18 protein-coding genes are annotated in these 21089 nt (G+C 62.3%); 9 read left to right on the top strand and 9 right to left on the bottom strand.

The features are described from left to right. Positions 1-6 precede the first annotated feature (6 nt). From ACFSDX_RS06595 to ACFSDX_RS06575, 5 genes are all read right to left on the bottom strand, one after another. On the bottom strand, positions 7-1527 hold the full coding sequence (locus ACFSDX_RS06595) for an SGNH/GDSL hydrolase family protein (protein WP_382312459.1): 1521 nt from the start codon (positions 1525-1527) through the stop codon (positions 7-9). A gap of 142 nt (positions 1528-1669) precedes the next feature. Next, entirely contained in the window at positions 1670-3337 is a 1668-nt protein-coding gene (gene pruA / locus ACFSDX_RS06590) for an L-glutamate gamma-semialdehyde dehydrogenase (RefSeq protein WP_382312457.1), read from the bottom strand. A 194-nt stretch (positions 3338-3531) separates the two neighbouring features. Then, a complete protein-coding gene (locus ACFSDX_RS06585) occupies positions 3532-4230 on the bottom strand; it encodes a YjjG family noncanonical pyrimidine nucleotidase (RefSeq protein WP_382312456.1) in 699 nt (232 codons plus the stop codon). A gap of 65 nt (positions 4231-4295) precedes the next feature. Then, entirely contained in the window at positions 4296-4610 is a 315-nt protein-coding gene (locus tag ACFSDX_RS06580; protein WP_382312454.1) for a (2Fe-2S) ferredoxin domain-containing protein, read from the bottom strand. An 85-nt stretch (positions 4611-4695) separates the two neighbouring features. Continuing rightward, positions 4696-5085: an ArsR/SmtB family transcription factor gene (locus tag ACFSDX_RS06575; protein ID WP_382312453.1), complete on the bottom strand. Its 390-nt coding sequence runs from the start codon at positions 5083-5085 to the stop codon at positions 4696-4698. Positions 5086-5219: 134 nt separating this feature from the next. Here ACFSDX_RS06575 and ACFSDX_RS06570 point away from each other — a divergent pair, with 134 nt between their 5' ends. Together ACFSDX_RS06570 and ACFSDX_RS06565 are read left to right on the top strand one after the other, a co-directional pair. Then, positions 5220-5870, top strand: a complete 651-nt coding sequence (locus tag ACFSDX_RS06570) for a carboxypeptidase-like regulatory domain-containing protein (protein ID WP_382312452.1) — start codon at positions 5220-5222, stop codon at positions 5868-5870. A gap of 121 nt (positions 5871-5991) precedes the next feature. Further along, positions 5992-7371: an NAD(P)/FAD-dependent oxidoreductase gene (locus tag ACFSDX_RS06565; protein ID WP_382312451.1), complete on the top strand. Its 1380-nt coding sequence runs from the start codon at positions 5992-5994 to the stop codon at positions 7369-7371. 77 nt (positions 7372-7448) lie between these two features. Here ACFSDX_RS06565 and ACFSDX_RS06560 read toward each other — a convergent pair whose 3' ends face one another. Continuing rightward, positions 7449-8870, bottom strand: a complete 1422-nt coding sequence (locus tag ACFSDX_RS06560; protein ID WP_382312450.1) for an NADH-quinone oxidoreductase subunit N — start codon at positions 8868-8870, stop codon at positions 7449-7451. 125 nt (positions 8871-8995) lie between these two features. Further along, on the bottom strand, positions 8996-10468 hold the full coding sequence (locus ACFSDX_RS06555) for a complex I subunit 4 family protein (RefSeq protein ID WP_382312449.1): 1473 nt from the start codon (positions 10466-10468) through the stop codon (positions 8996-8998). Positions 10469-10662: 194 nt separating this feature from the next. Here ACFSDX_RS06555 and mnmH point away from each other — a divergent pair, with 194 nt between their 5' ends. The 4 genes from mnmH to ACFSDX_RS06535 all read left to right on the top strand — a co-directional run bounded on the left by mnmH (position 10663) and on the right by ACFSDX_RS06535 (position 14180). Next, entirely contained in the window at positions 10663-11682 is a 1020-nt protein-coding gene (gene mnmH / locus ACFSDX_RS06550) for a tRNA 2-selenouridine(34) synthase MnmH (protein WP_382312448.1), read from the top strand. Beyond that, complete coding sequence (locus ACFSDX_RS06545) at positions 11682-12002, top strand: hypothetical protein (protein ID WP_382312446.1); 321 nt, start codon at positions 11682-11684, stop codon at positions 12000-12002. Before mnmH ends, ACFSDX_RS06545 begins: the two co-directional genes overlap by 1 nt. Before the next feature lie 164 nt (positions 12003-12166). Next, complete coding sequence (gene selD, locus ACFSDX_RS06540; protein ID WP_382312445.1) at positions 12167-13225, top strand: selenide, water dikinase SelD; 1059 nt, start codon at positions 12167-12169, stop codon at positions 13223-13225. Between the two features lie 52 nt (positions 13226-13277). Next, entirely contained in the window at positions 13278-14180 is a 903-nt protein-coding gene (locus ACFSDX_RS06535; protein ID WP_382312444.1) for a glutamate--tRNA ligase family protein, read from the top strand. A gap of 32 nt (positions 14181-14212) precedes the next feature. Here the strand turns inward: ACFSDX_RS06535 and ACFSDX_RS06530 are convergent, their stop codons facing one another. Together ACFSDX_RS06530 and nfi are read right to left on the bottom strand one after the other, a co-directional pair. Next, a complete protein-coding gene (locus tag ACFSDX_RS06530; protein WP_382312443.1) occupies positions 14213-17446 on the bottom strand; it encodes a M43 family zinc metalloprotease in 3234 nt (1077 codons plus the stop codon). A gap of 331 nt (positions 17447-17777) precedes the next feature. Beyond that, the gene (nfi, locus tag ACFSDX_RS06525) at positions 17778-18467 is read right to left on the bottom strand and encodes a deoxyribonuclease V (protein ID WP_382312442.1); all 690 of its coding nucleotides are present in this window, start codon (positions 18465-18467) and stop codon (positions 17778-17780) included. Positions 18468-18612: 145 nt separating this feature from the next. On the opposite strand from nfi, the gene ACFSDX_RS06520 reads away from it, so the two are divergent. The 3 genes from ACFSDX_RS06520 to ACFSDX_RS06510 all read left to right on the top strand — a co-directional run bounded on the left by ACFSDX_RS06520 (position 18613) and on the right by ACFSDX_RS06510 (position 21038). Further along, positions 18613-19194: a DUF1990 family protein gene (locus tag ACFSDX_RS06520; RefSeq protein ID WP_382312440.1), complete on the top strand. Its 582-nt coding sequence runs from the start codon at positions 18613-18615 to the stop codon at positions 19192-19194. 46 nt (positions 19195-19240) lie between these two features. Continuing rightward, entirely contained in the window at positions 19241-19891 is a 651-nt protein-coding gene (locus ACFSDX_RS06515) for a DUF1990 family protein (RefSeq protein ID WP_382312439.1), read from the top strand. A gap of 97 nt (positions 19892-19988) precedes the next feature. Continuing rightward, positions 19989-21038: an NAD(P)-dependent alcohol dehydrogenase gene (locus ACFSDX_RS06510; protein ID WP_382312438.1), complete on the top strand. Its 1050-nt coding sequence runs from the start codon at positions 19989-19991 to the stop codon at positions 21036-21038. Positions 21039-21089: the final 51 nt, after the last annotated feature.

Here is a 21089-nt window from a genome sequence, read left to right as displayed (position 1 = left end):
GTCGTATTACTGGATGGCGGTGGCCGTGTCGGAGGGGCTGGCGGCGGGCTGGTGGCCGCTGCTATCGGGCCGGGCCGCGGGTTTCGATGCGTCGGTGGAGGCGGGTTGCGCGTACTGTTGCATCAGAAAGCCAAACAGCAAGCCCGCGATTTTGTGCGCCCCCCGGTAGTTAACGTGTGTGTAGTCTTTGTTGGCGAGCGCGGGCGATTCCTCAACCCAGCCCACCATCGAGTTTTCGCCGCCCATGGCCTCAAACAAATTCCAGAACGCGGTGTGGTTGCGCTGGGCCAGCCGCTGCTGCGCCGCCAGCAGCCGGGGCACGCTGGGGTCGGTGACAAACTCGCCGTCGATGCGAGAGCTCTTGTCGCTCATGCCCACGATGAGGATGCTGGCATTGGGGAAGGCGCGCTGCATGCGGTCGACCACGCGAGTCATACCGCGCTCGTACCACTTGTAGCTCGCGTAGCTAGCCGAGGCCACGTTCACGCCATAGTGCAAAATAATGAGGCGGTAGTCGAGCGCCTTGCCAAAGGCCGCCAGCTCTCGAAACGGAATCTTGGTGAGCGCAAGCCCGCTGTTGCCCCTGAACGAAAAATTGTCCAGCACCACGCCCCTAGGACTCTCAAAACTAACGCCGTACACCGGGCGCGCCTGGTGCGTGGCAAACGCCAGGCGCATGGCGCGGGCCGGTACGACGGGCTTGAGCAGCATGGTGTTGACGGCAGCGCGGCCGGCCAGGGCGTGCGGCACCTCGCGGCCGTTGGTGGTCACGAGCACTTCGTCGTGGGCGGCGCCGGGGCCATAAAACAGCTGTGCCTGCTCGAAGCGCCGCACCCGCGCAAACGGCCCGCCGCCCTGAAACTCAACCCAACTGGCCTGGCCCACGGGGCCGGCCGTGCTGTCGGCCAGCGGCAGCGGGCGGGGTAAAAACACGTGCCCCGAGATACCTAGGGGGTACGCGGCGGGCGGCCTGGGCGTCATCAGATTATACTCTTGCCAATCGTCAGAAAACGTTTGGCGAACGGTGCTGCGAAAGTCGGCCGTGATGGAATTAATGGGCACGTAGCCCACGCCCGCGCCACCAAACTCGGTTTGGAGGCTGTTGCGCAGGTCGCCGGTAATGAGGTCGCCCTCAATCATGGAGTCGCCGAAGTAGGCGATGCGCACCGGGCTGCCATCGGCCTTGGTTTGGCGCAGGGCGGCCAAAAAGCTGTCGAGCCCGCCTAGGTTCGGCACGGTGGGTACCCGGAGCTTGGCACCAGCCTCGGCCGCTATTTCGGCTGCATCGGGCGGGGCGGCGGCCACCACCGTATCGGCGGGGGCCACGGTGGCGGGGCCATTGGGCGGGGGCGCGGCAAGGCGGGCCACGGCCGCGGGGTCTTTGCGCAAAACGTCGGCCAGCAGGCGCACCGGGCGCAGCTCCACGTCGCCCAGCGTTAGCCCCGGTTTGAGTAAAGAAAGTAAGCCGAGCAGGCCTACTACGAGCAAAACCAACCAAAATGGGTTCTGCGAATGACTGGAGTTCATACCTGTGAGTAGCAGTCTCAAAGGTACGGCCACCAGCCAGCTTAGACAGTTTTTTGTCCGACTTTACTTCAGTTTTTACTCAGGAAAGCACAAAAAAAGAGCGACTGTTGCCAGTCGCTCCTGAGTAGGCTTACACTTCAGCTTAAAAGCCGCCCTTGTCGAGGTTTAAATCTTCTTTGGGCGCCGCGCCCATAAAGGGGTAGGGGTACTCCACAGGCGGGTTAAACGTCTCCTTGATGGCGCGCGGCGACACCCAGCGCTGTAAGTTGAGCGCCGAGCCGGCCTTGTCGTTGGTGCCTGAGGCGCGGGCGCCGCCGAAGGGCTGCTGGCCCACCACGGCGCCGGTAGGCTTGTCGTTGATGTAAAAGTTGCCGGCCGCGTTCACGAGGCGCTTGGTGGCCAGGTCGATGGCGTAGCGGTCCTGCGAGAAAATAGCGCCGGTGAGGGCGTAGGGTGAGGTCGAGTCTACGAGGTCGAGGGTGGTCTCAAACTCCTTCTCGTCATATACATAGACAGTTACGACGGGCCCGAACAGCTCGTCGCACATGGTCACGTACTTGGGCGTTTTGGCTAGGATGACGGTTGGCTCCACGAAGTAGCCTTTCGACTTGTCGTAGCCGCCGCCGGCCACGATGTCGGCGTCCGGGTCGTTTTTGGCGCCGTCGATATAGCGGGCCAGTTTGTCGAAGCTGGCTTCGGTGATTACGGCGTTCACGAAGTTGGTAAAGTCTTCGACATCACCCATTTTCACGGTCGCCAAATCCTGCTTCACGTAGCCCAGAATCTCGTCGGCTAGGTTGCTGGGCAGATACACCCGCGAGGCCGCCGAGCACTTCTGCCCCTGGTACTCAAATGCGCCGCGCACGATGCCCGTGGCCACCGCCTTGGCGTGGGCCGAGGGGTGCGCCAGGATAAAGTCCTTGCCGCCCGTCTCGCCCACGATGCGGGGGTAGGACTTGTAATTGGCAATATTCTGCCCGATTTCCTGCCAGATAGTTTGAAAAACCTTGGTCGAGCCCGTGAAGTGGATGCCCGCGAAGTCGCGGTGCTTGAAAATGACGTCGCCGGCCACCGGCCCGTCCACGTAAATTAGGTTGATGACGCCGGCCGGCACGCCCGCTTCCGCGAACAATTCCATCAGCACCTGGGCCGAGTAGATTTGCGGATGAGCTGGTTTCCAGACTACTACGTTGCCCATCAGGGCTACCGCAGCGGGCAGGTTGGCCGCGATGGACGTGAAGTTGAAGGGCGTGAGCGCGAACACGAAGCCTTCCAAGGGCCGGTGCTCCAGGCGGTTCCACATGCCGGGCGCCGACTCGGGCTGCATTCGGTAGATTTCCTGCATGAAGTGCACGTTGAACCGGAAGAAATCAATCAGCTCGCAGGCCGCGTCAATCTCGGCCTGAAACGCGTTCTTGCTCTGACCCAGCATGGTAGCCGCGTTGATGCGCGCCCGGTACGGCCCCGCCAGTAGCTCGGCCGCCTTCAGGAAAATGGCGGCGCGCTCCTGCCACGGCAGCTCGGCCCAGGCGGTGCGGGCGGCCAGCGCCGCCTCGATGGCCTGGGTCACGTGGGCCGCGTCGCCCTCGTGGAAGTGCCCTAGGGTGCGCTGGTGGTCGTGGGGCGGGTGCAGGCTGATGGTGCGGCCCGTGCGCACTTCCTGCCCGCCGATGTGCATCGGGATGTCCTGCTGGGTTTGCTTGAGGCGGTTGAGCTCCTGTACCAGCTCGGCGCGCTCGGGCGAGCCGGGCGCGTAGCCCTTCACGGGCTCGTTGATGGGCTTGGGAACTTGAAAAAAGGCGTTGGACATGGGTAGGGGAGAGGATGAGGAAGTTGAACAAAACGCTCGTCATGCTGCGTATGCTGCACATCAAGCAGAATAGGAGCATCTTGGCTGGTAAACTAACCCTTGGCGCTAGCAACGAAGCGACCAAGAGGCTTCGACTCCGCTGCGTCTCTGCTTAATGCGCAGCATACGCAGCATGACGGGCGAGAAAAAATAAATTACAAAAAGCCGCGCAGCTCGTCTAGGCTGGCAATTTCGTAGGTCGTTTGGGCGAAGTGTCGGCGCTTGGCGGGATTGAAATATACCTGGTCGATACCGGCGTTATAGGCGCCAAGCACGTCGCATTCGAGGTTGTCGCCCACCATCAGGCTCTCGGTGGCGTTGGCCCCGGCGCGCCCTAGGGCGTGGGCAAACATGCGCGGGTCAGGCTTGAGGCAGCCGCTGGTTTCGGAGGTAATGATTTCCTGAAAATAGTCGGTCAGCTTCGACGAGGTGAGCTTGGCATGCTGCATTTCCTCAAAGCCATTGGTGATGAGGTGCAGCACGTATCCCTTGCCGCGCAGGTAGCCTAATACCTCGTGCGTGTGCGGAAAAACGGCCGATTTCTGCGGCAGAATATCCGTAAACCGCGCCGAAATATCCGCCGGGATATCCGCCTCGGCCATGCCTAGCTTGGTAAGCGTGCGCAGAAAGCGGGTTTCGCGCAGCTGCTTTTGCGTCACCTTGTTGGCCTGGTAAAGCCGCCAGAGCGCGTGGTTGACTTCGCTGTAGCGGTCGCTAAATTGCTCGAACGAAAACGTGCCGTGCCGCCCTAGGTCGTAGTCGTGGTAGAGCTGGTGCAGGGTCTCGTGGGCATTGGTTTCAAAATCCCACAGCGTGTGGTCGAGGTCAAAAAACAGGTGGCGATAGGACTTCATGGGGAGGGAATCATGAATTATGGAAGCAATAGAGCAATTCATAACTCATAATTTTTGATTCATACTTAACTCAGTAGCAGGTCAGTCAGCGGCAGTCCTTTGCCTAGGTGCTCGTGCACTAGGCGCGCGGCGTCTTTGGGGCGCACGTCGCCGTAGAGAACACCTTCGGGATACACGATGACCGCCGCGCCGGGGCCTTTTTTGCAATGCTTGCACACGTCGAGGCAGTTGCAGGTTTGCACGCGGTTGTGAGCCTTCTGGCCGTCGGCCACGAAGGTTTTGAGGCCTTGCAGTTTCAGCTCCTTCTTGAGGGCTTTGGCCAGGTCGTCGCCAACCTCCGTTTTTTGATTATTACAAACAAAGATGTGATGGGCTATCATATAGGAATACAACTAAAAATAAGCTAAACAACTGGTAGTAAGCTAGGTGAGTAGGCCGGGGCCCAGGCTAACCTAGGTGGCCGCGCTAGGCTTCGGGCAGCCAGCGACGGTTCTGAATCTTATACGCGGCCAGCTCGCGGTTGCTCCACAGGGTTTGGTACACTTGTTGGTCTCGCAGCAGCTGCGGGTCGCGCTCCATGTAGCCAAGCAACTGCTGAAGCAGCTCGACCGTCTCTTCTTTCAAGAAATAAAACATCCAGTTATCAAGCCGGCGAAACCCGACCAGCCCGGCATTTTTGAGATACGTGAGCTGGCGCGAGGTTTTAGTTTGGGTGAAATCGAGCACCTGCTCTAGGTCGCCGACCACCATTTCCTGGTTGCGCCACAATAGATGCAGGATGCGCACGCGGCTCTCGTCGCCCAATGCTTTGAAAAGTTGTTGCCCAAATGCAACGGAGAAATGTTTTATTCGCATCTGCCGTTGGGAAGCCGACGCCCGGCTGCTATACAAGCCCAAAAGTACGGCTGCCGGGCCGGGCGGCTTCGTATCTTTGTTTTAGTTGATTTAAGCCCCACCCCACCTTCGTGAATAGTCGTCGTTTCTTAGTGATGCTGAGCCTGGTAGTGCTCACTGGCCTGCTGGCTGCCCCGCGGGCCTGGGCCCAGGGCAAGCGCCAGATAGTGCAGTTTACGGGCATCATCGCGAGCGGCGACAGCTTGCTGGGGGTGGCGGGCGCCTCGATATACGTGCCCAAAGCCGGCCGCGGCACCAACTCCAATGCCTACGGCTACTTTTCGATGGCCGTGCTGGCCGGCGACAGCATCGTGGTGCGCTCGCTGGGCTACCGCAACCAAACCATCGTGATTCCGGCTGACTATCAGCGCCAAAGCTTCTCGGTCATCATCTCGCTCAAGGAAGATGCCACCGTACTGCCCGAGGTGCGCGTGTTCCCCTACACCACCGAGCAGGCGTTTAAGCGCGCCTTCCTGGCTATGAAACCGGCCGATGAGCGTGGCTCGTCGGCGGCGGAGAACCTGAATGAGGATTTGATGCGCAAAATCTTTAACTCGCAGCCCATGGGCGCCACGGCCAACTACCGCCAAACCATGTCGCAACAGCAGTACAACTTCGACCGCCGCATGGGTACCGCCCCCAACCCGCAGAGCAACAACCCGTTGCTGAATCCGTTCAGCTGGCTACAGCTTATCAAGCAGGTGAAAAATGGGGACTTCAAACGGCAGTCGGGCAACGATTATTAAGCATAGGTAGTGTTGTCGGTATCAGCCAGATGGCAGTTGAGCTAATATAAATTTTACAACCAAGATTCTGTCTTTTCGGTAAAGCAAGGGTGGCAGTTAATTGCCACCTTTTGCTTTTTCTATGGATACGAATCTTCCGGTGTCGGCGCAGCCGCGCGTGGTGATAGTGGGATGTGGCTTTGGCGGACTGCGGCTGGCGAAGGAGCTAGCCAATGCCCCTGTGCAAGTGGTAGTGGTAGACCGCAACAACTACCACAATTTTCAGCCCCTGCTATACCAGGTAGCAACGGGCGCCCTGGAGGCCGACAGCATTGCGTATCCGGTGCGCAAGATTTTTGCGGGGCAGAAGAATTTCTTCTTCCGTATGGCCGATGTGAAGGGCGTGAGCTCGGCTACTAACACCCTGCAAACCAGCATTGGTGACATAAAATACGATTATCTGGTGGTGGCCACTGGCTCGCTGACCAATTTTTTTGGCATCGAGAGCATCGAGAAAAATGCGATGCAGATAAAGAGTATCCCGAATGCGCTGAACCTGCGGAGCTACATTTTCCAGAACTTTGAGCAGGCGCTCCTCGAAACCGACCCCGAGCGCAAGCAGGCGCTGCTCAACATTGTAGTCGTGGGGGGCGGCCCAACGGGCGTGGAAATCAGCGGCTCGCTTGCCGAGATGCGCAACCACGTGCTGCCCAAGGACTACCCTGAGCTGGACCTCAAGAAGATGCAAATCTTCCTGGTTGAAGCCGGGCCCGCGCTCCTAGGTCCAATGTCGAAGGCCTCGCAGGCTGATGCCAAGCGCTACCTCGACGAGCTAGGCGTGAAGGTGATGCTGAATACGTCCATCAAGAGCTACGAAAACAGCCGGGCCGCTCACTCTGACACCGAGTACATTCCGACCGAGAATATGGTATGGGCCGCTGGCGTAAACGGCGCCGCGCTGCCCGGCCTGGCCGAGCCTTCGGTGACGCGCAACAAGCGCATTACGGTGAACCAGTGGAACCGGGTAGAGGGCGAAACTAATATTTTCGCCATCGGCGACGTGGCCAACATGGTGACCGAGGAAATGCCCCGCGGCTTGCCTATGCTGGCGCCAGTAGCGCAGCAGCAAGCCGCGCACTTGGCTAAAAACCTGCAACGCATCCTGCGCAACGAAGCGCCGCAAGAATTTAAGTACCTCGACAAGGGCGTGATGGCCATTGTAAGCCGTAACAAGGCCGTGGTGGACATTAAGAATATTCACTTTAATGGCTTCCTAGGGTGGTTGTCGTGGCTGTTTATCCACCTTATCCTGCTGGTCGGCTTCCGCAATCGCATAGTGGCGCTGGTCGACTGGGCCTTCAGCTACGTGAGTTCGGGCCAGGCGCTGCGCCTGATTATTCGCCCCTTCAACCGCCGCGATGTGAAAGACGACAAGGGCAAGCGGGCGGCCGAACAGGCCGCTGCTACGCCCGAGTACAATCCGACGCCTTCTGCGGTGCAGTCGGCGCCAACGAACGCATAGGTATTGGTTACCTTGTTTTGACACGGAAAAAGCCACCCATCTGGGTGGCTTTTTTCAGTAGGAGTGTGCTTGCCAGCTTACAGCAGGTCGCTCAGGAAACCGGGCAGAATACCCAGCACTAGCGTGATAATTGCCAACACCACTAACGTAGCTGACTGGAAGCCATCGACCACAATTGGAGCCTCGTTGCCTGGCTCGGCGGGGCGCAAGTACATAGCAATGACGGGGCGCAGGTAGTAATAAATACCCACCATGCTCATCGTCACCGCGAAAACGACCAGCCAGATATTGACGGGGGCCACGGCCATGAAGATGAAGAACTTACCAAAGAAGCCGCCCGTGAGCGGAATGCCGCCGAGCGATAGCATCGCTACCGTGAGCACGAAAGCCAGCAGCGGATTGGTGCGACCCAGGCCGGCGAGGCCGGTGTAGTCTTCGCGCTGGCGCTGGTCAGCCACGAGCTTGAGCACGCCAAAGGCGGCCACCGTAGCCACCGAGTAGGCGAGGCTGTAGAAGAAAATGCCCTGGGCGGCCGGACCGCTGAGCTTGCCCTGGCCCGCTACCAGACCTAGGAGCAGGTAGCCGGCGTGGCTCACGCTGGAATAGGCCAGCATGCGCTTGGCGCTGGTTTGCACCGCCGCGCCCACGTTGCCGAGTAGTAGCGTGAGCACACACATGGCCGCGATGGTGGGCAGCCACACCGAGCTAGCGGCGGGCAGCGCCACTACCAGCAGCTTGAGGAAAGCGGCGAAACCGGCCGTTTTCACCACCGTGCTCATGAAGGCGGTGAAGAACATGGGCGTGCCCTCGTACACGTCGGGCGTCCAGAAGTGGAAGGGCGCGGCCGATACCTTGAAGCCGATGCCAATGACTACCATCAGCACGCCCACGTAGAGCATGGGCAGCAGCGTTTGGTTGGCGGGCGCGGCGATGGCGGTGGCCAGCTCCGAGAGTTGGAAGGTGCCCGTGGCGCCGTAGAGCAGCGCAATGCCGAAGAGCAGAATGCCGGTAGCGAAAGCGCCTTGCAGGAAATATTTGAGGGCCGCTTCGTTGGAGCGCACGTTGCGCTTGTCGGAGCCGGCCAAGCAATACATGCTGATACTCAAGATTTCAATGCCCACAAAGAGCATGATGAGGTGGTTGTAGCTCACCATCATGATGGCGCCCACCAGCGAGAACAGCAGCAGCGAGTAGTACTCGGCCAGGTTGGGCTCGCCGGCCACCACGTAGGAACGCGAGAAGGGCAGCAGCAGCAAAGCCGTGAGCAGCACGATGCCGCTGAAGGCCACCGAGTAGTTGTCTACCGTCAGCATCTGCGTGACGTAGGGCGAATCGAAGAGGCCGCTTATGCTGCCCGCGTGATTCCAGTCGAGCAGGTTGAGGCCGAAAACGAGGGCGAGTACCACCAGCACGAAGGGCATCAGCGTCCGGTTGGAGCGCAGGAAGCCTAAGAACAGGTTGATGATGCCGAAGACGGAGAGGAGAACGATGGGGAGCATAGAGGAACGCCTGTCATGCTGAGCTTGCGAAGCATCTTATCACGCTCGCGCTCAATAACCAACTACTTGAAGTGACGAAAACAGCCTTGATAAGACGCTGCTTTCGTCAGCATGACGCTGCTGAATTAGCGGCCAACAACCGTGAGAATCTGGCTCGTAACCGGCTCCGACAAGTGCAGGAACGTGCCGGGAAATAGACCTAACCAGAACACCAACACGATGAGCGGCACGAACATGAGCAGCTCGGTGCCGCTGAGGTCGGTGATAGTGTCGGAATGCGCCGAATCGGGCCCGAGCATGGCGCGCTGGTACATGCGCAGCAGGTACACGGCCGAGAAAATGATGGTGAGGCCGGCAATGGCGCCCGCCCACATGTTGAACTCGTACACGCCCGCCAGCAGCAGGAACTCGCCCACAAAACCGCCCGTGAGGGGCAGGGCCACCGTGCTGAGCAACATCACCAAAAAGCAGACGCTGAGCAGCGGCGTGCGGCGGGTGAGGCCGCCTAGGTCAGCCAGCGAGCGGGTGCCGGTGCGGCGCTCGATGGCATCGGCCACCAGGAACATACCCACCACGTTGACGCCGTGGGCCAGCATCTGTACTACTGCGCCCTGCAGGCCGATGGCCTTGAGTGAGAACACGCCGGCAATCATCAGACCCACGTGCGAGAGCGACGAGTAGGCGATGAGCTTCTTCATGTCATCCTGGCGGATGGCGATGATGGCGCCGTACACGATGCCGATGATAGCGAGCACCTCCACCAGTTGCTGCCACTGGCTCACGCCGAGCGGCACCACCGGCAGCAGCCAGCGCAGGCAGCCGTAGATACCCATTTTGAGCATAATGCCCGAGAGCAACATGGTGGCCGGGGCCGGCGACTCGGTATAGGTATCGGGCTGCCAGGTGTGGAAGGGGAAGATGGGCATCTTCACGGCAAAGGCGGCGAAGATGAGCCAGAACAGCCACGCCTGGGTCGAGGCATCGAGCTTCAGGTTATAAAACGCCTGCAAATCGGAGGAGTGCGCGGCCAGCGAGCCGGCGGCGGGGCCGGTTTGCATATACAGATACACGAAGCCAGCCAGCATGAAGAGCGAGCCGATGATGGTGTACAAGAAGAACTTAAACGTAATCTGAATGCGGCGCTCGTGGCGGCTCCAGGCGCCGGCCAGAAAGTAAATCGGAATCAGCGCCACTTCCCAGAAGAAGTAGAACACGAACGCATCTAGGGCCGTGAACACGCCGAGCAGGCCGGTTTGCATAAATAGCACCAGCGCGTAGAACGCGCCGGGGTTCTCGTACTCCTCGTGCCGGAAGGCGGTAAGCAGAATGATGGGCACCAGCACCGTGGTGAGCAGCACCAGGCACAAGCTCAGCCCGTCGATACCGAGGTGGAAGTTGATGCCCGCCGACGGAATCCAGTTCAAATTGAAGTCGAGACTCGCTGGCCCACTGCGGGCGTAGGTGATGGCCGCGAACACGGCAACTGCGAACTCTAGGAGGGCGGCCGCCAGGGCCAGGGCGCGGGCCGCGGCGCCCTTGGCAAAGTGTAGCAGCAGGGCGGCGGCGAGCGGGAAGAAGACGAGGAAAGCTGTCAGCATTTAGCGAAAGCGCAGTGCGCGCGGCCGGAAGTCCGGGCGTGAGGGCTGCGAATTAGCTGCAAACTTACACCAAGGCGCGCAAGCCGCCGCCACTGAGTTGGCTCAACACTGCCGGCGGCGGAAACTTTCCTAGGTGCCGGCTGGTACTTTCGTAGCAGCCAAGGGCCGCTATTGCCGGCTGCCGGCTGCTTTCCATGCCCCGCCACCCCATCACCGATTTTTTAAGCACCGCCGCCGGTCCCATCCTCGACGTGCGCGCCCCGGCCGAGTACGCGCAGGGCCACATTCCCGGCGCGCTCAGCCTGCCGCTGTTTAGCGACGAGGAGCGCGCCCGCATCGGCACTACCTATAAGCAGGTCAACCCTGACAAGGCCGTACTGCTGGGCCTTGATTTCTTTGGCCCTAAAATGCGCCGCATGGTGGAGGAAGCCCGCAAGCTAGCGCCCGGCCAGGAAGTGCGCCTGCACTGCTGGCGCGGCGGCATGCGCAGCGGCGCGGTGCAGTGGCTGCTCGAGCTAGGCGGCCTGCACGTCAATCTACTAGATAAAGGCTACAAAGACTACCGCCGCTGGGCGCTGGCCGAAATGGCCCGCCCGCGCCAGCTACGCGTGCTGGGCGGCTCCACGGGCAGTGGCAAAACGGCCGTGCTGCACGCCCTGGCTGCGCAGGGCGAGCCCGTGCTGGACCTCGAAGGCTTGGCCAACCACCTAGGCTCGTCGTTTGGGGCGCTTGGCCAGCCGCCGCAGCCCACGCAGGAGCAGTTTGAGAATGACCTCGCCGCCGCGCTGGCCACGTTGCCCGACGACCGCCCCATCTGGGTCGAAGACGAGAGCCGCTCCATCGGGAGCCTAGGCATCCCGAACGATTTTTTTGCCCAGATGCAGGCTGCCCCGCTGCTGGTGCTCGACGTGCCCCGCGCGGCCCGCGTGCAGTACCTCGCCGCCGACTACGGCCGCCACGATGCCGGCGAGCTGGCCTCGGCCGTGCTGCGCCTGCGCAAGCGCCTAGGTGGCCTGGTCACCAAAGAAGCCCTAGGGGCCATCGCCGAGAACGACATGCCCCGTATGGTGGAGCTGGTGCTGGCCTACTATGATAAAAGCTACGGCTACGGCCTGGAAGGCCGCAAAGGCGTGACCATTGCGGCCCAGGGCACCGATGCGGCAGCGAATGCGGCGCTGGTGTTGGCGGCCGTGCAAACCACTCCTCACGCCTGATGCCGCCAATTTTTCCTATTCTGAAGCTGCGCGTGGCCCACCCTACAAACGATGTAGCGGTCTTACGAAAGATTTACGTCGATGCCCTAGGCTTGAGCGAACTGTATGCATTTGTGCAGCACGACGAGTTTGATGCCCTCATGGTAGGGCACCCGCAGGCCCCTTACCACTTCGAGTTTACCAGTAAAGCCGGCCACGTGGCAAAACGGGCACCTTCACCCAAGCACTTGTTCGTGCTCCATATACCCCGAACTAAGCGCTTGGGAAGCCGCTGTAGCCTGGCTGCGGGCCCACCGCCATCAGCCCGTGCCGGCACATAATCCGTATTAGGGCCAGTAAAGCTTGACTTTTAAGTGCTCCGATGGCTACCAAGCGGTGCTGCAACAAGCAGCCTGGAGCTTATAGCCACCAGCCAGCCGCATAGTTAGCTTGCCGCAGGCAAGCGTATCTGCGAAATCCGTTAAATCCGTTAAATCTGCGGTCTATGAATCCCGAAACCGACCAAATTCGCCTGACTCAGTATAGCCACGGCGCGGGCTGCGGCTGCAAAATCGCGCCCAGCGTGCTCGATAAAATCCTGCACAGCAGCCTGCCGCAGCCCAATTACGACAACCTGCTGGTGGGCAACGGCAGCCGCGACGACGCGGCCGTGTACCGCCTGCCGGGCCAGAATGGGCAGTGCGTCATCAGCACCACCGATTTTTTTATGCCTATCGTCGATGACCCGTTCGACTTCGGGCGCATCGCCTCGGCCAATGCCATTTCGGACGTGTACGCCATGGGCGGGCGACCGCTGCTGGCCATCGCGGTGCTGGGCTGGCCCATCGACAAGCTCTCGCCCGAGGTGGCGGCGCTCGTGACTGAGGGCGCCCGCGCCATCTGTGCCGAGGCCGGCATCCCGCTGGCCGGCGGGCACAGCATCGACTCGCCCGAGCCCATTTTTGGGCTGGCCGTGACGGGTTTGGTGGATGAGAAAGACCTGAAGCGCAACGATACGGCTACGGTCGGTTGCCGCCTGTACCTGACCAAGCCCCTCGGGGTCGGCATTCTGACCACGGCGCAGAAGCGCGAAATCCTGCGGCCTGAAGATGCCGACGTGGCCCCCGCCCAAATGCGCCAGCTCAATAAAATCGGGGCCGACCTAGGACAGATTTCGGGGGTGAAAGCGATGACGGACGTAACCGGTTTTGGCCTCCTAGGTCACCTGGCCGAAGTGTGCGAAGGCAGTGGTGTGCAAGCCATTATCGACTACCAACGCGTGCCGCGCATCTCGCAAGCAGAGCGCTACTTGCAGCAAGGCGCCGTGCCCGGTGGCACTATCCGCAATTTCCAGAGCTACGGCCACAAGGTAGGCCCGCTCACCGACGAGCAGAAATTTTACCTCTGCGACCCCCAGACCTCGGGCGGCTTGCTGGTCTGCGTGGCGCCCGGAGCCGACGAGGCGGCGGCCCAGGCCATATTTGCCCAGCACGGGCTGGCGCTGGAAAGCTTCGGCGAGCTGCGGGCGCACCCGCAAGGCGAGCCGTGGATAGTGGTGGAGTAGGTTCGTTTACCGCCGCTTGTTGTTCATTGCTTGCTTTTTGTTGACCGGATAAATGATGAGCGTTCCGACAAACAGCGAACAACAAGCAGCGATAAACGACAAACGAACAATTGGCCGCCTGGCGCCCACGCCCAGCGGCTATTTGCACCTGGGCAATGCGGTAAATTTTATGCTCACCTGGCTGCTCGTGCGTCGGGCGGGCGGCACGCTGCACCTACGCATCGACGACCTCGACCGCGCCCGCCTGCGGCGGCCCTACTTAGAGAATGTTTTTCGGGTAATTGACTGGCTAGGAATTGATTATGACCAGGGTCCTGCTGACCCCGACGACTTCCTGCGGCACCACTCGCAACTGCTACATCTGCCCGAGTACAACCGAATTTTACGCCGCTTGGCCCAGCAGCCGGGGCTGGTCTACGCTACCCGGCGCAGCCGCACCAGCCCCGCCGAGCCCGTGCCGCTCGCTACGCCGGGGGCCGCCTGGCGGGTGCGCGTGCCGCCCGCCGTGCACGTGGCCAACCAGGACCCTAGGGCAAGTAACGTGTCCCTGGCCGAGCTTATGCCGGACTTCGTGGTGCGCAAAAAGGACGGGGTGGCGGCTTACCAACTGGCCTCGGTAGTAGACGACCTGCGGCTGGGCACGACACTCGTGGTCCGGGGCCAGGACTTGCAGCCCAGCACGGCGGCGCAGTTATGGCTTGCCGCGCAAATAAGCGAGACGCAGGCGTTTACCGCCCCGCGCATCCAGTTTTACCACCACCCGCTGCTGACCGATGCCACCGGCCACAAGCTCAGTAAATCGACCCAAACGAGCGGCGACGCGGGCGTGCTGGCTCTAGGTAGCCCGGCCGCCGTGTATCGAGCCGTGGCCCAGCTGCTGGCGCTGCCCGTCGCGGCCGGCGAGTCGTTGGCGGCGCTGCGGGAAGCCACCAAAAAAGGCCCGCTACCTTGGTAGCGGGCCTTTTTGTTAGAGGTAGCGCAGACTATTTATTGGCCGCGTGCCACGTTCAGGCGCACTTCCTGGTTGGCTTGCTGCACGTGCAGAATGTATTTGCCGGGCTGAAGAATGCCTGAGTTGGGTAGCTGCACGGTGCTGGTGCCCACTTCCACATTGGCCACCGCGTGGTCGTAGATGGTGCGGCCTATCACGTCGTACATCCGTACGTGCAGCGGCCCGGCGGTGGGCGTAGTCACTAATAGCGACAAGCCCTCGCCCGTGAATGGCACCGGCAAGGCCGAAATGGTGTACTGAATGGCGGCCGGCGTGAGCGCGGCGGTGGCGCTGCCGAGCGTCCAGCGGCCTTGCAGGTTAGTCACGAAGTTGCGGCTCACCAGGTGGGCGCCGGCGTCGCGCTGGGTGGCGCCTTCGTTGCTCCAGGTAGCGCCCGCATCGGCTGAGCGGAACATGACCAGCTGCGATTCGGCCACGCTGCCTAGCTCGTGCGGCAGGTAGCGCTGCACCAACGTGGCGCCTTGCAGGCTGCTGCTAGCCGCTGCCGTGATGTCGTAGTAGCGGCTGATGCCTAGGTTGGTGCCCGAGCCCTGCGGCTGGCCTGTGGTGCGCACCACGGTAGTAGTGCCCGGCGCCACGGCCGACGTAATGCTCGTGCCCAGGCCGCCAAAATCATCGGTAGTAGTACCTAGAGTGCGGGTAATCTGCACTTTACCTAGCACGTAGCTGGCGTCGGTTTCGGTGATGGTGGCCGCCGGAGCCAGCGTGACGGTGGCCGCCCCGGTGTTGAGCAGCGCGCCCGCCAGGTTAAGCGCCGTGTTGATGGTGGCCGCGCCTATCGTCTTGGTGCCTGTGCCGCCCACGAGCAGGGTGGCGTAGGGTGCTGCGCGTAGGCTCTGGGGGCCCGTGCTCCGGGTGGCGATGGTGCCGCCGCTGGCGGCCAGCGGGCCCGTGCCGGCGTAGTCGCCGTACAGCGCCAGCTCGCCGCCGGTCATGGTGAGCAGGCCTTGCTGGGTGAGGCTGCGCACTTCGGCCGTGCCGCTGCTGATGGTGGGGTAGGGCGTGGTGAGGCCCGCCGGAATGGTCGTGTCGAGGCTGCGGGTGGGCACGCAGCCCGTCCAGTTGCCGGCGTCGAACCAGTTGCCGTTGCCGGCCGTGCCGTTCCAGGTGGGCAGCGACACGATGACGCTGATGGTGGCCGACGACGTGCAGGCCACACCGGGGTAGCTCACCGTGAGGCGGTATACGGAGGTTTGGGTGGGCGCCACCGTAACCGTGGGCGTAGTCGTGGTTGCGGGCAGGCCATCGCCGCTCACCACGCTCCAGGCGTAGAGGGGCGTGGGCTGGCTGCCGCTAAATTGCACATTATCAATGGCCCAGAAGTATGACCAGCTGGTGTTGTAGCGCCACCGCACCTGCACGCGGGGCTTGTTGAGGAAAGCGCTGAGGTTGACGGTGCTGGTGGCGGGTCTTGTCGCCGTGCCCTGGTCGGCGGCGTAGCTGGCCACGGCCGTCCAGGTGGTGCCATCGGTAGAGGCCTCCACCACCGCCACGTCGCCCGTGAGGTAGATGAAGCGCTGCAAAAAGGTCAGCTGCAAATCAGCGTAGCCCTGCGTGCTGAAGGCGGGCGAGGTAAGCGTCGTATTTGTAATGGAGCCCTGACCGCCGGCGTCGGAGTTGGCCAGGGCAAAGCGGGTGCCGTCGAGCGAGTAGTTGCTCAGCGTAAAATAGGTGCTGCTGTAGCTATACGCCGTGCGGTACTGCCAGGCCGCGCTGGCCTCGCCGGCGTTGGCGATGGTCCAGCCCGGGGCGGTTCCGTTGAAGTTCTCATTGGGCAAAGTACTCGCTACCAGGTTAGTGGCTGAAAGCGTAGCCACCGTGCCGGGGCACAGCGAGGTAGCCGTGGTGGCCAGCGCTGGAATGGGCGGGGCCGGGCTCAGTGTGACCGTAGTGCTGGCTGTGCCGGGGCAGGCGCCGGTGGTCACCGACACCCGCACGGTGTACACGCCCGCCATGGCCGTCGTGATGTTGGCCAGCACCGGGTTTTGCTGGGTGCTGGTGTAGTTGTTGGGGCCCGTCCAGGCGTAGGTGGCGCCGGCCGGGCCGGTGGCCGCCAGGGTCACGGTGCTGCCGGGGCACACGGTGCCGCTGTTGGCGGCGGTGGCGGCGGCCACGCCGTTGGGGCAGGCCACAGTGGAGGTAGCCAGGATGCTGCGGCGCGGCGTGCCGGCCGCCATTACGGCTTGCAGCCGGTCCTTTTGGGCCGCCGAAAACATCTGCATGCACGCGTCGTCCACGTAATCCATATAGTCCATGAACATGTCGCCGCTGGGGTCGTTGGCGCAGCTCACGTGCGGATAGGTAGGGCAGCCGAAGTTCTGAATGGCTTGGTTGGGCGTGTCGTCGGCGTAGTCGGAGCCGCTGCACGTATTGCTCAGCCGCTCATCGTCGCCCCAGATGTGGCGCAGCCCAAACCAATGGCCGAGCTCGTGGGTGAGCGTGCGGCCCTTGTTGTAGGGCGCGGCCAGCGTGCCCACCCGGCCAAAGGCCGCGTACAGTATTACCACGCCATCGGTGGCGGCCGAGCCCCCTAGGCCGCTCAGGCCCCCCAGGCCGGCCGTGTTGTCCGGAAACTGCGCGTAGCCGAGCAGGCCGCCGCCCAGGTTAATGACCCAGATGTTGAGGTAGCGGTCGGGGTCCCAGGACGAGCCCGGCTTGATGGTGCCTTCGATGTACGCCAGCGAGCCGTTGGCGGCGTAGGGCGGGGCCGTCCAGCCCTTGGTAGTGCGGTTTACCCGGTCAATGCCCGGTTCGGCCAGCGGGTTGCCGCTGGGGTCCAGCGCCGCTGGCACAAACTGCACCTGCATATCTCCCCGCAGCGGCTGAAACGGACTGGGTACCAGCGAGCCATCGGGGTTCAGGTTGCGGTAGTCCTCGTTCAGCACATCGAGCTGCGACTGCACCTGCGCCTGGCTGATGTTGGTGCCCACGCCCACGGCCTCGCCGTCGTTGATGACGTGCACGATAACGGGCAGCGTATACGTCACGGCGGTGGTGCGCAGCGCCGCCGTGGTCCGCGTTTGGGTGGCTACCGTGGGCTTGTAGCCTGGCAGTCGCTTTTGCAGCTGCACTTGCTGCAAGGCATTGGCCTGGTCGGTGGCGCAGGTGCGCGGGCCGGGGCTCGGCAAGGTTTGGCCCGCGGCGGGCCGCGCGCCTAGCGCCAGCACTGCCAGCCAGCACCCAGCCAGCAGAGAATAAAGTTTCGTCATAAAACCAAGAAGGGAGAGCGCTAGGTGCGAGCTGGCGGTGGGCTAACCCCGGGTCGAAACCCAGAATTAGTACTACCTAATCAACGCCTATTCATGGGGCCAGCTCGAACTAGTCAAAGATAAAGCCGGCGCCCGGCCTGCCCGCTGCGCTTCTGCCTTTTCTGGCTGAAAATAAACGTTCCTAGGGTACCCACGGGTCGGTTCTACCGCCCAATGCCCCAAACAACTCGCCCAGCGGCGGGTGCCCGGCGTGCCGTGGACCCTGCGGGTCCGCGCGTGCAACGCATTCGACGCGCGGACCCGCAGGGCCCACGGTACACCGGCCGCCGGGCTAGCGCACTTCCTGCTTGAATTCCTCGGCCCAGTGGTCGGCCAGGCGGGTGGGCTCAGGCAGCTTGTAGCCGCGCAGGCACCCTAGGGTGAGCGCGGTGGCGGTGGGCAGGTCGCAGCGGTGGCCGGCGCTGATGAAGAGCGGCAGCACCCGGTCTTTGCTGCGCAGCACCTGGCCCAGCAGCTCGCCGGTGCGGGTATCGGTGAGGGGCGAGTGGTCGCCCCGGGTGGGGCCGGGCTCCGCGAAAGTGCCCGTGAGCTTATTCTTGGCTACGCCAAACGTGGGCATGTCGAGTAGCACGCCTAGGTGGGCCGCAATGCCCATGCGGCGCGGGTGCGCCACGCCGTGGCCATCCACCATAATCACGTCGGGCTTATTCACCAGCTTGGCGAAGGCCTGCACCACGTTGGGCGCCTCCCGAAACGAGAGCAAGCCCGGGATGTAGGGCAGCGGCACCGGGCCGTAGCTGTACACTTTCTCCATCAGCTCGAGCGAGGGATATTGCAAGACCACGAACACCGACAAAATGGTGTCGGGCGTCGGAAACGACGAATCGCAGCCCGCAATCAGGCGCGGGGGCTGGGCCAGCGGCTCGGCGCGCAGGCGCTGGTGCAGCTCGTGCTGCTGCTGGGTGAGGCTGCGCACCAGCGCCGGGTCGGGCGCCGGGCCGGGCGGACGGAAGTAGGCCACTTTTTTAGTTAAGAGTTAAGAGTTAGGAAGTATGAGTTGGCCGGCGAGGCAACTTTTCTCAGGGTATTAGCGAACATAAAGCAGCATATGGGTAGATGGACAAGAAGGTTGCCCCAGCCAACTAATAACTCATAATTCTAAAAAAGTGTCTGACCATTCGCACGCCGAACAACCCGGCACTACGGGCTCCGGCCCCTGGCTCGAGCGCCGCTACTACCTCGACGTGGCGCGCCCGCGCCTGTCGCCCACCCAGCTCATGGCGCAGGTGCAGGCCGACTTGCCACATTTCTCGCCCAAGCTGCTGGCCGATTTCCAGAAGGAGGAGCCCGTCCAAAGCGGTCCGCTGCGCGTGGGCGACGAGTTCAGCATCAAGATACTAGGTCCCTGGAATGGCAGCGTGCGCGTCACTGACGTGGGGCCCACCGCCTTCGAGTTCATCACCCTCGAAGGCCACCCCGAGGCGGGGCGCATCTACTTCGAGACGCACTACCTCGATGAACGGCCCGATACGCTGCGGTTCGAAATCCGGTCGCGGGCCCGCTCGCGCGATGGGCTGGTGGCGTTTGCCTACGATACCATCGGGGGCGGGCTGCTGATGCAGGAGGCCACCTGGGTCGCGTTTTGCGAGCGCGTGGCCGCCGCCAGCGGCGGGCAGGCCCTAGGGCCCGTAGTAGTCGAAACGGTGCACCACGCGCCCGGCGGTGCCACCGACCAGCAGCGCAGCTAAGACCGCCAGCCTGCTCATTGTTAATTGCTCATTGTTACTTGTTTAAATGAATAAGCCGCCGCTCTGGGAGCAGTACAAAGCCCGCCTGGCCAGCTATGCCGACGCTAAAGTCAACTACGATTTTGCGCGCCAGAATGAGTACACCGTCGCCAACGGCTGGCGCCTCGACGACTACGCCACCGACCTGCCCGCCGAGGCGCCCGGCCCGCCCGCAGCGTACGGCGCGTTTGCGGCCGCGCAAGACGTGCTGCGGCGCTACGCCTTCCCGCCGCCGAGCCTGCTTACGGGCATTTTTAACCCCGACACGCCGCTTGAAAACCGCGTGATGCTGCTGCACGCGCGGTTTTTGGGCTTCTCGTTCTGGTTTGGAGTGCGGGTGAGCGGGGTGACCGATGAGCAAGCCCGCCCCGCGCCTGCCGGCCCCGAGCGCGTGTGGGGCTACGGCTATCGCACGCTGGAGGGCCACTTCGAGCGGGGGCAGATTGACTTCACCATCCACAAAAACCTGGCTAGCGGCGCGGTGCAGTTTCGCATTCACGCCGTGTCGCAGACCGGGCGCATCCGTAACCCATTCTACTGGCTGGGGTTCAGGCTGTTTGGGCGGCGGCTCCAGCGGCGGTTTGCCCGCGAGTCGCTGGCCCGAATGCGGCAGCTGGTAGCCGCGGCGCTGGCCGCTCCGCAAACAAAGGCCGCCTAGGGCAGTTTACTACCCACTACCTACTTCAAGCGCCGTAGCTGCCACCGGGCGGCCACGGCGTTTTTGTAGGCCCCCTTCCCTAAAACCAAGCCAGATAATGTCTACTACCAAAGCCTACGCGGCCCCCGCGGTCAATATTCCGCTCGAGCCGTTTTCCCTAGAGCGCCGCGCCCCCGGCGCCCACGACGTCCAGATTGAAATCCTGTTTTGTGGCGTGTGCCACTCCGACCTGCACCAAATCCGCGACGAGTGGGGCGGCTCTATTTTCCCGATGGTGCCCGGCCACGAAATCGTGGGCCGCATCACGGCCGTGGGCGACTACGTGTCGAAGTTTAAAGTAGGCGACCTGGCCGGCGTGGGCTGCATGGTTGACTCGTGCCGCGAGTGCACCTCGTGCCAGGAAGGTCTGGAGCAGTACTGCGAAACCACCGGCTTCGTGGGCACCTACAACAGCCGCGAAATCAAGACCGGCCAGCCCACCTACGGCGGCTATGCGCAGAGCATTGTGGTGGATGAAAAGTATACGCTGCACGTGAGCGAGAAGCTCGACCTGGCCCGCGTGGCCCCGCTGCTGTGCGCCGGCATTACCACCTACTCGCCCCTGCGCCAGTGGAAAGTGGGCCCCGGCCACCGCGTAGCCGTGATGGGTCTGGGCGGCCTGGGCCACATGGCTGTGAAATTTGCCGTGGCCCTAGGTGCCGAAGTAACGGTGCTCAGCACCTCGGCCGGCAAAGAAGCCGATGCCAAAGCCCTGGGCGCCCACAAGTTTGTGGTAACCAAGGACGAGGAGCAGCTTAATTCGGTGAACAACTACTTCGACTTCATCATCAACACCATCTCGGCCCAGATTGACCTAGGTTCCTACGTGAACCTGCTGCGCCTCGATGGCACGATGATTTTGCTAGGTGTGCCCAGCGAGGCTCCGCAACTGCACGCGTTCAACCTCATTGCCAAGCGCCGCCGCGTGGCCGGCTCGCTCATCGGCGGCATCGCCGAGACCCAGGAGATGCTCGACTTCTGCGCCGAGCACAATATCATGTCGGATATTGAGGTGATTGACATTCAGCACATCAACGAAGCCTTTGAGCGCATGCTGAAGGGCGATGTGAAATACCGCTTCGTCATCGACGTAGCGTCGCTAAACTAAGCACTTAGGCTAATTGCCAATAAAAAGAAGCCCGACGGTAGTTGGGCTTCT

The sequence above is a fragment of the Hymenobacter bucti genome (genome assembly GCF_042681145.1).
Taxonomy (GTDB): Bacteria; Bacteroidota; Bacteroidia; order Cytophagales; family Hymenobacteraceae; genus Hymenobacter; species Hymenobacter bucti.
The sequence above is the reverse complement of the archived record's forward strand: the minus strand, read 5'-3'. Positions and strand labels throughout refer to the sequence as shown.

Bases quoted from the DNA above. Each gene is read 5' to 3' on its own strand.
- ACFSDX_RS06595 (WP_382312459.1), bottom strand. From the start codon at position 1,527: ATGAACTCCAGTCATTCGCAGAACCCATTTTGGTTGGTTTTGCTCGTA.
- pruA (WP_382312457.1), bottom strand. From the start codon at position 3,337: ATGTCCAACGCCTTTTTTCAAGTTCCCAAGCCCATCAACGAGCCCGTG.
- ACFSDX_RS06585 (WP_382312456.1), bottom strand. From the start codon at position 4,230: ATGAAGTCCTATCGCCACCTGTTTTTTGACCTCGACCACACGCTGTGG.
- ACFSDX_RS06580 (WP_382312454.1), bottom strand. From the start codon at position 4,610: ATGATAGCCCATCACATCTTTGTTTGTAATAATCAAAAAACGGAGGTT.
- ACFSDX_RS06575 (WP_382312453.1), bottom strand. From the start codon at position 5,085: ATGCGAATAAAACATTTCTCCGTTGCATTTGGGCAACAACTTTTCAAA.
- ACFSDX_RS06570 (WP_382312452.1), top strand. From the start codon at position 5,220: ATGCTGAGCCTGGTAGTGCTCACTGGCCTGCTGGCTGCCCCGCGGGCC.
- ACFSDX_RS06565 (WP_382312451.1), top strand. From the start codon at position 5,992: ATGGATACGAATCTTCCGGTGTCGGCGCAGCCGCGCGTGGTGATAGTG.
- ACFSDX_RS06560 (WP_382312450.1), bottom strand. From the start codon at position 8,870: ATGCTCCCCATCGTTCTCCTCTCCGTCTTCGGCATCATCAACCTGTTC.
- ACFSDX_RS06555 (WP_382312449.1), bottom strand. From the start codon at position 10,468: ATGCTGACAGCTTTCCTCGTCTTCTTCCCGCTCGCCGCCGCCCTGCTG.
- mnmH (WP_382312448.1), top strand. From the start codon at position 10,663: ATGCCCCGCCACCCCATCACCGATTTTTTAAGCACCGCCGCCGGTCCC.
- ACFSDX_RS06545 (WP_382312446.1), top strand. From the start codon at position 11,682: ATGCCGCCAATTTTTCCTATTCTGAAGCTGCGCGTGGCCCACCCTACA.
- selD (WP_382312445.1), top strand. From the start codon at position 12,167: ATGAATCCCGAAACCGACCAAATTCGCCTGACTCAGTATAGCCACGGC.
- ACFSDX_RS06535 (WP_382312444.1), top strand. From the start codon at position 13,278: ATGATGAGCGTTCCGACAAACAGCGAACAACAAGCAGCGATAAACGAC.
- ACFSDX_RS06530 (WP_382312443.1), bottom strand. From the start codon at position 17,446: ATGACGAAACTTTATTCTCTGCTGGCTGGGTGCTGGCTGGCAGTGCTG.
- ACFSDX_RS06515 (WP_382312439.1), top strand. From the start codon at position 19,241: ATGAATAAGCCGCCGCTCTGGGAGCAGTACAAAGCCCGCCTGGCCAGC.
- ACFSDX_RS06510 (WP_382312438.1), top strand. From the start codon at position 19,989: ATGTCTACTACCAAAGCCTACGCGGCCCCCGCGGTCAATATTCCGCTC.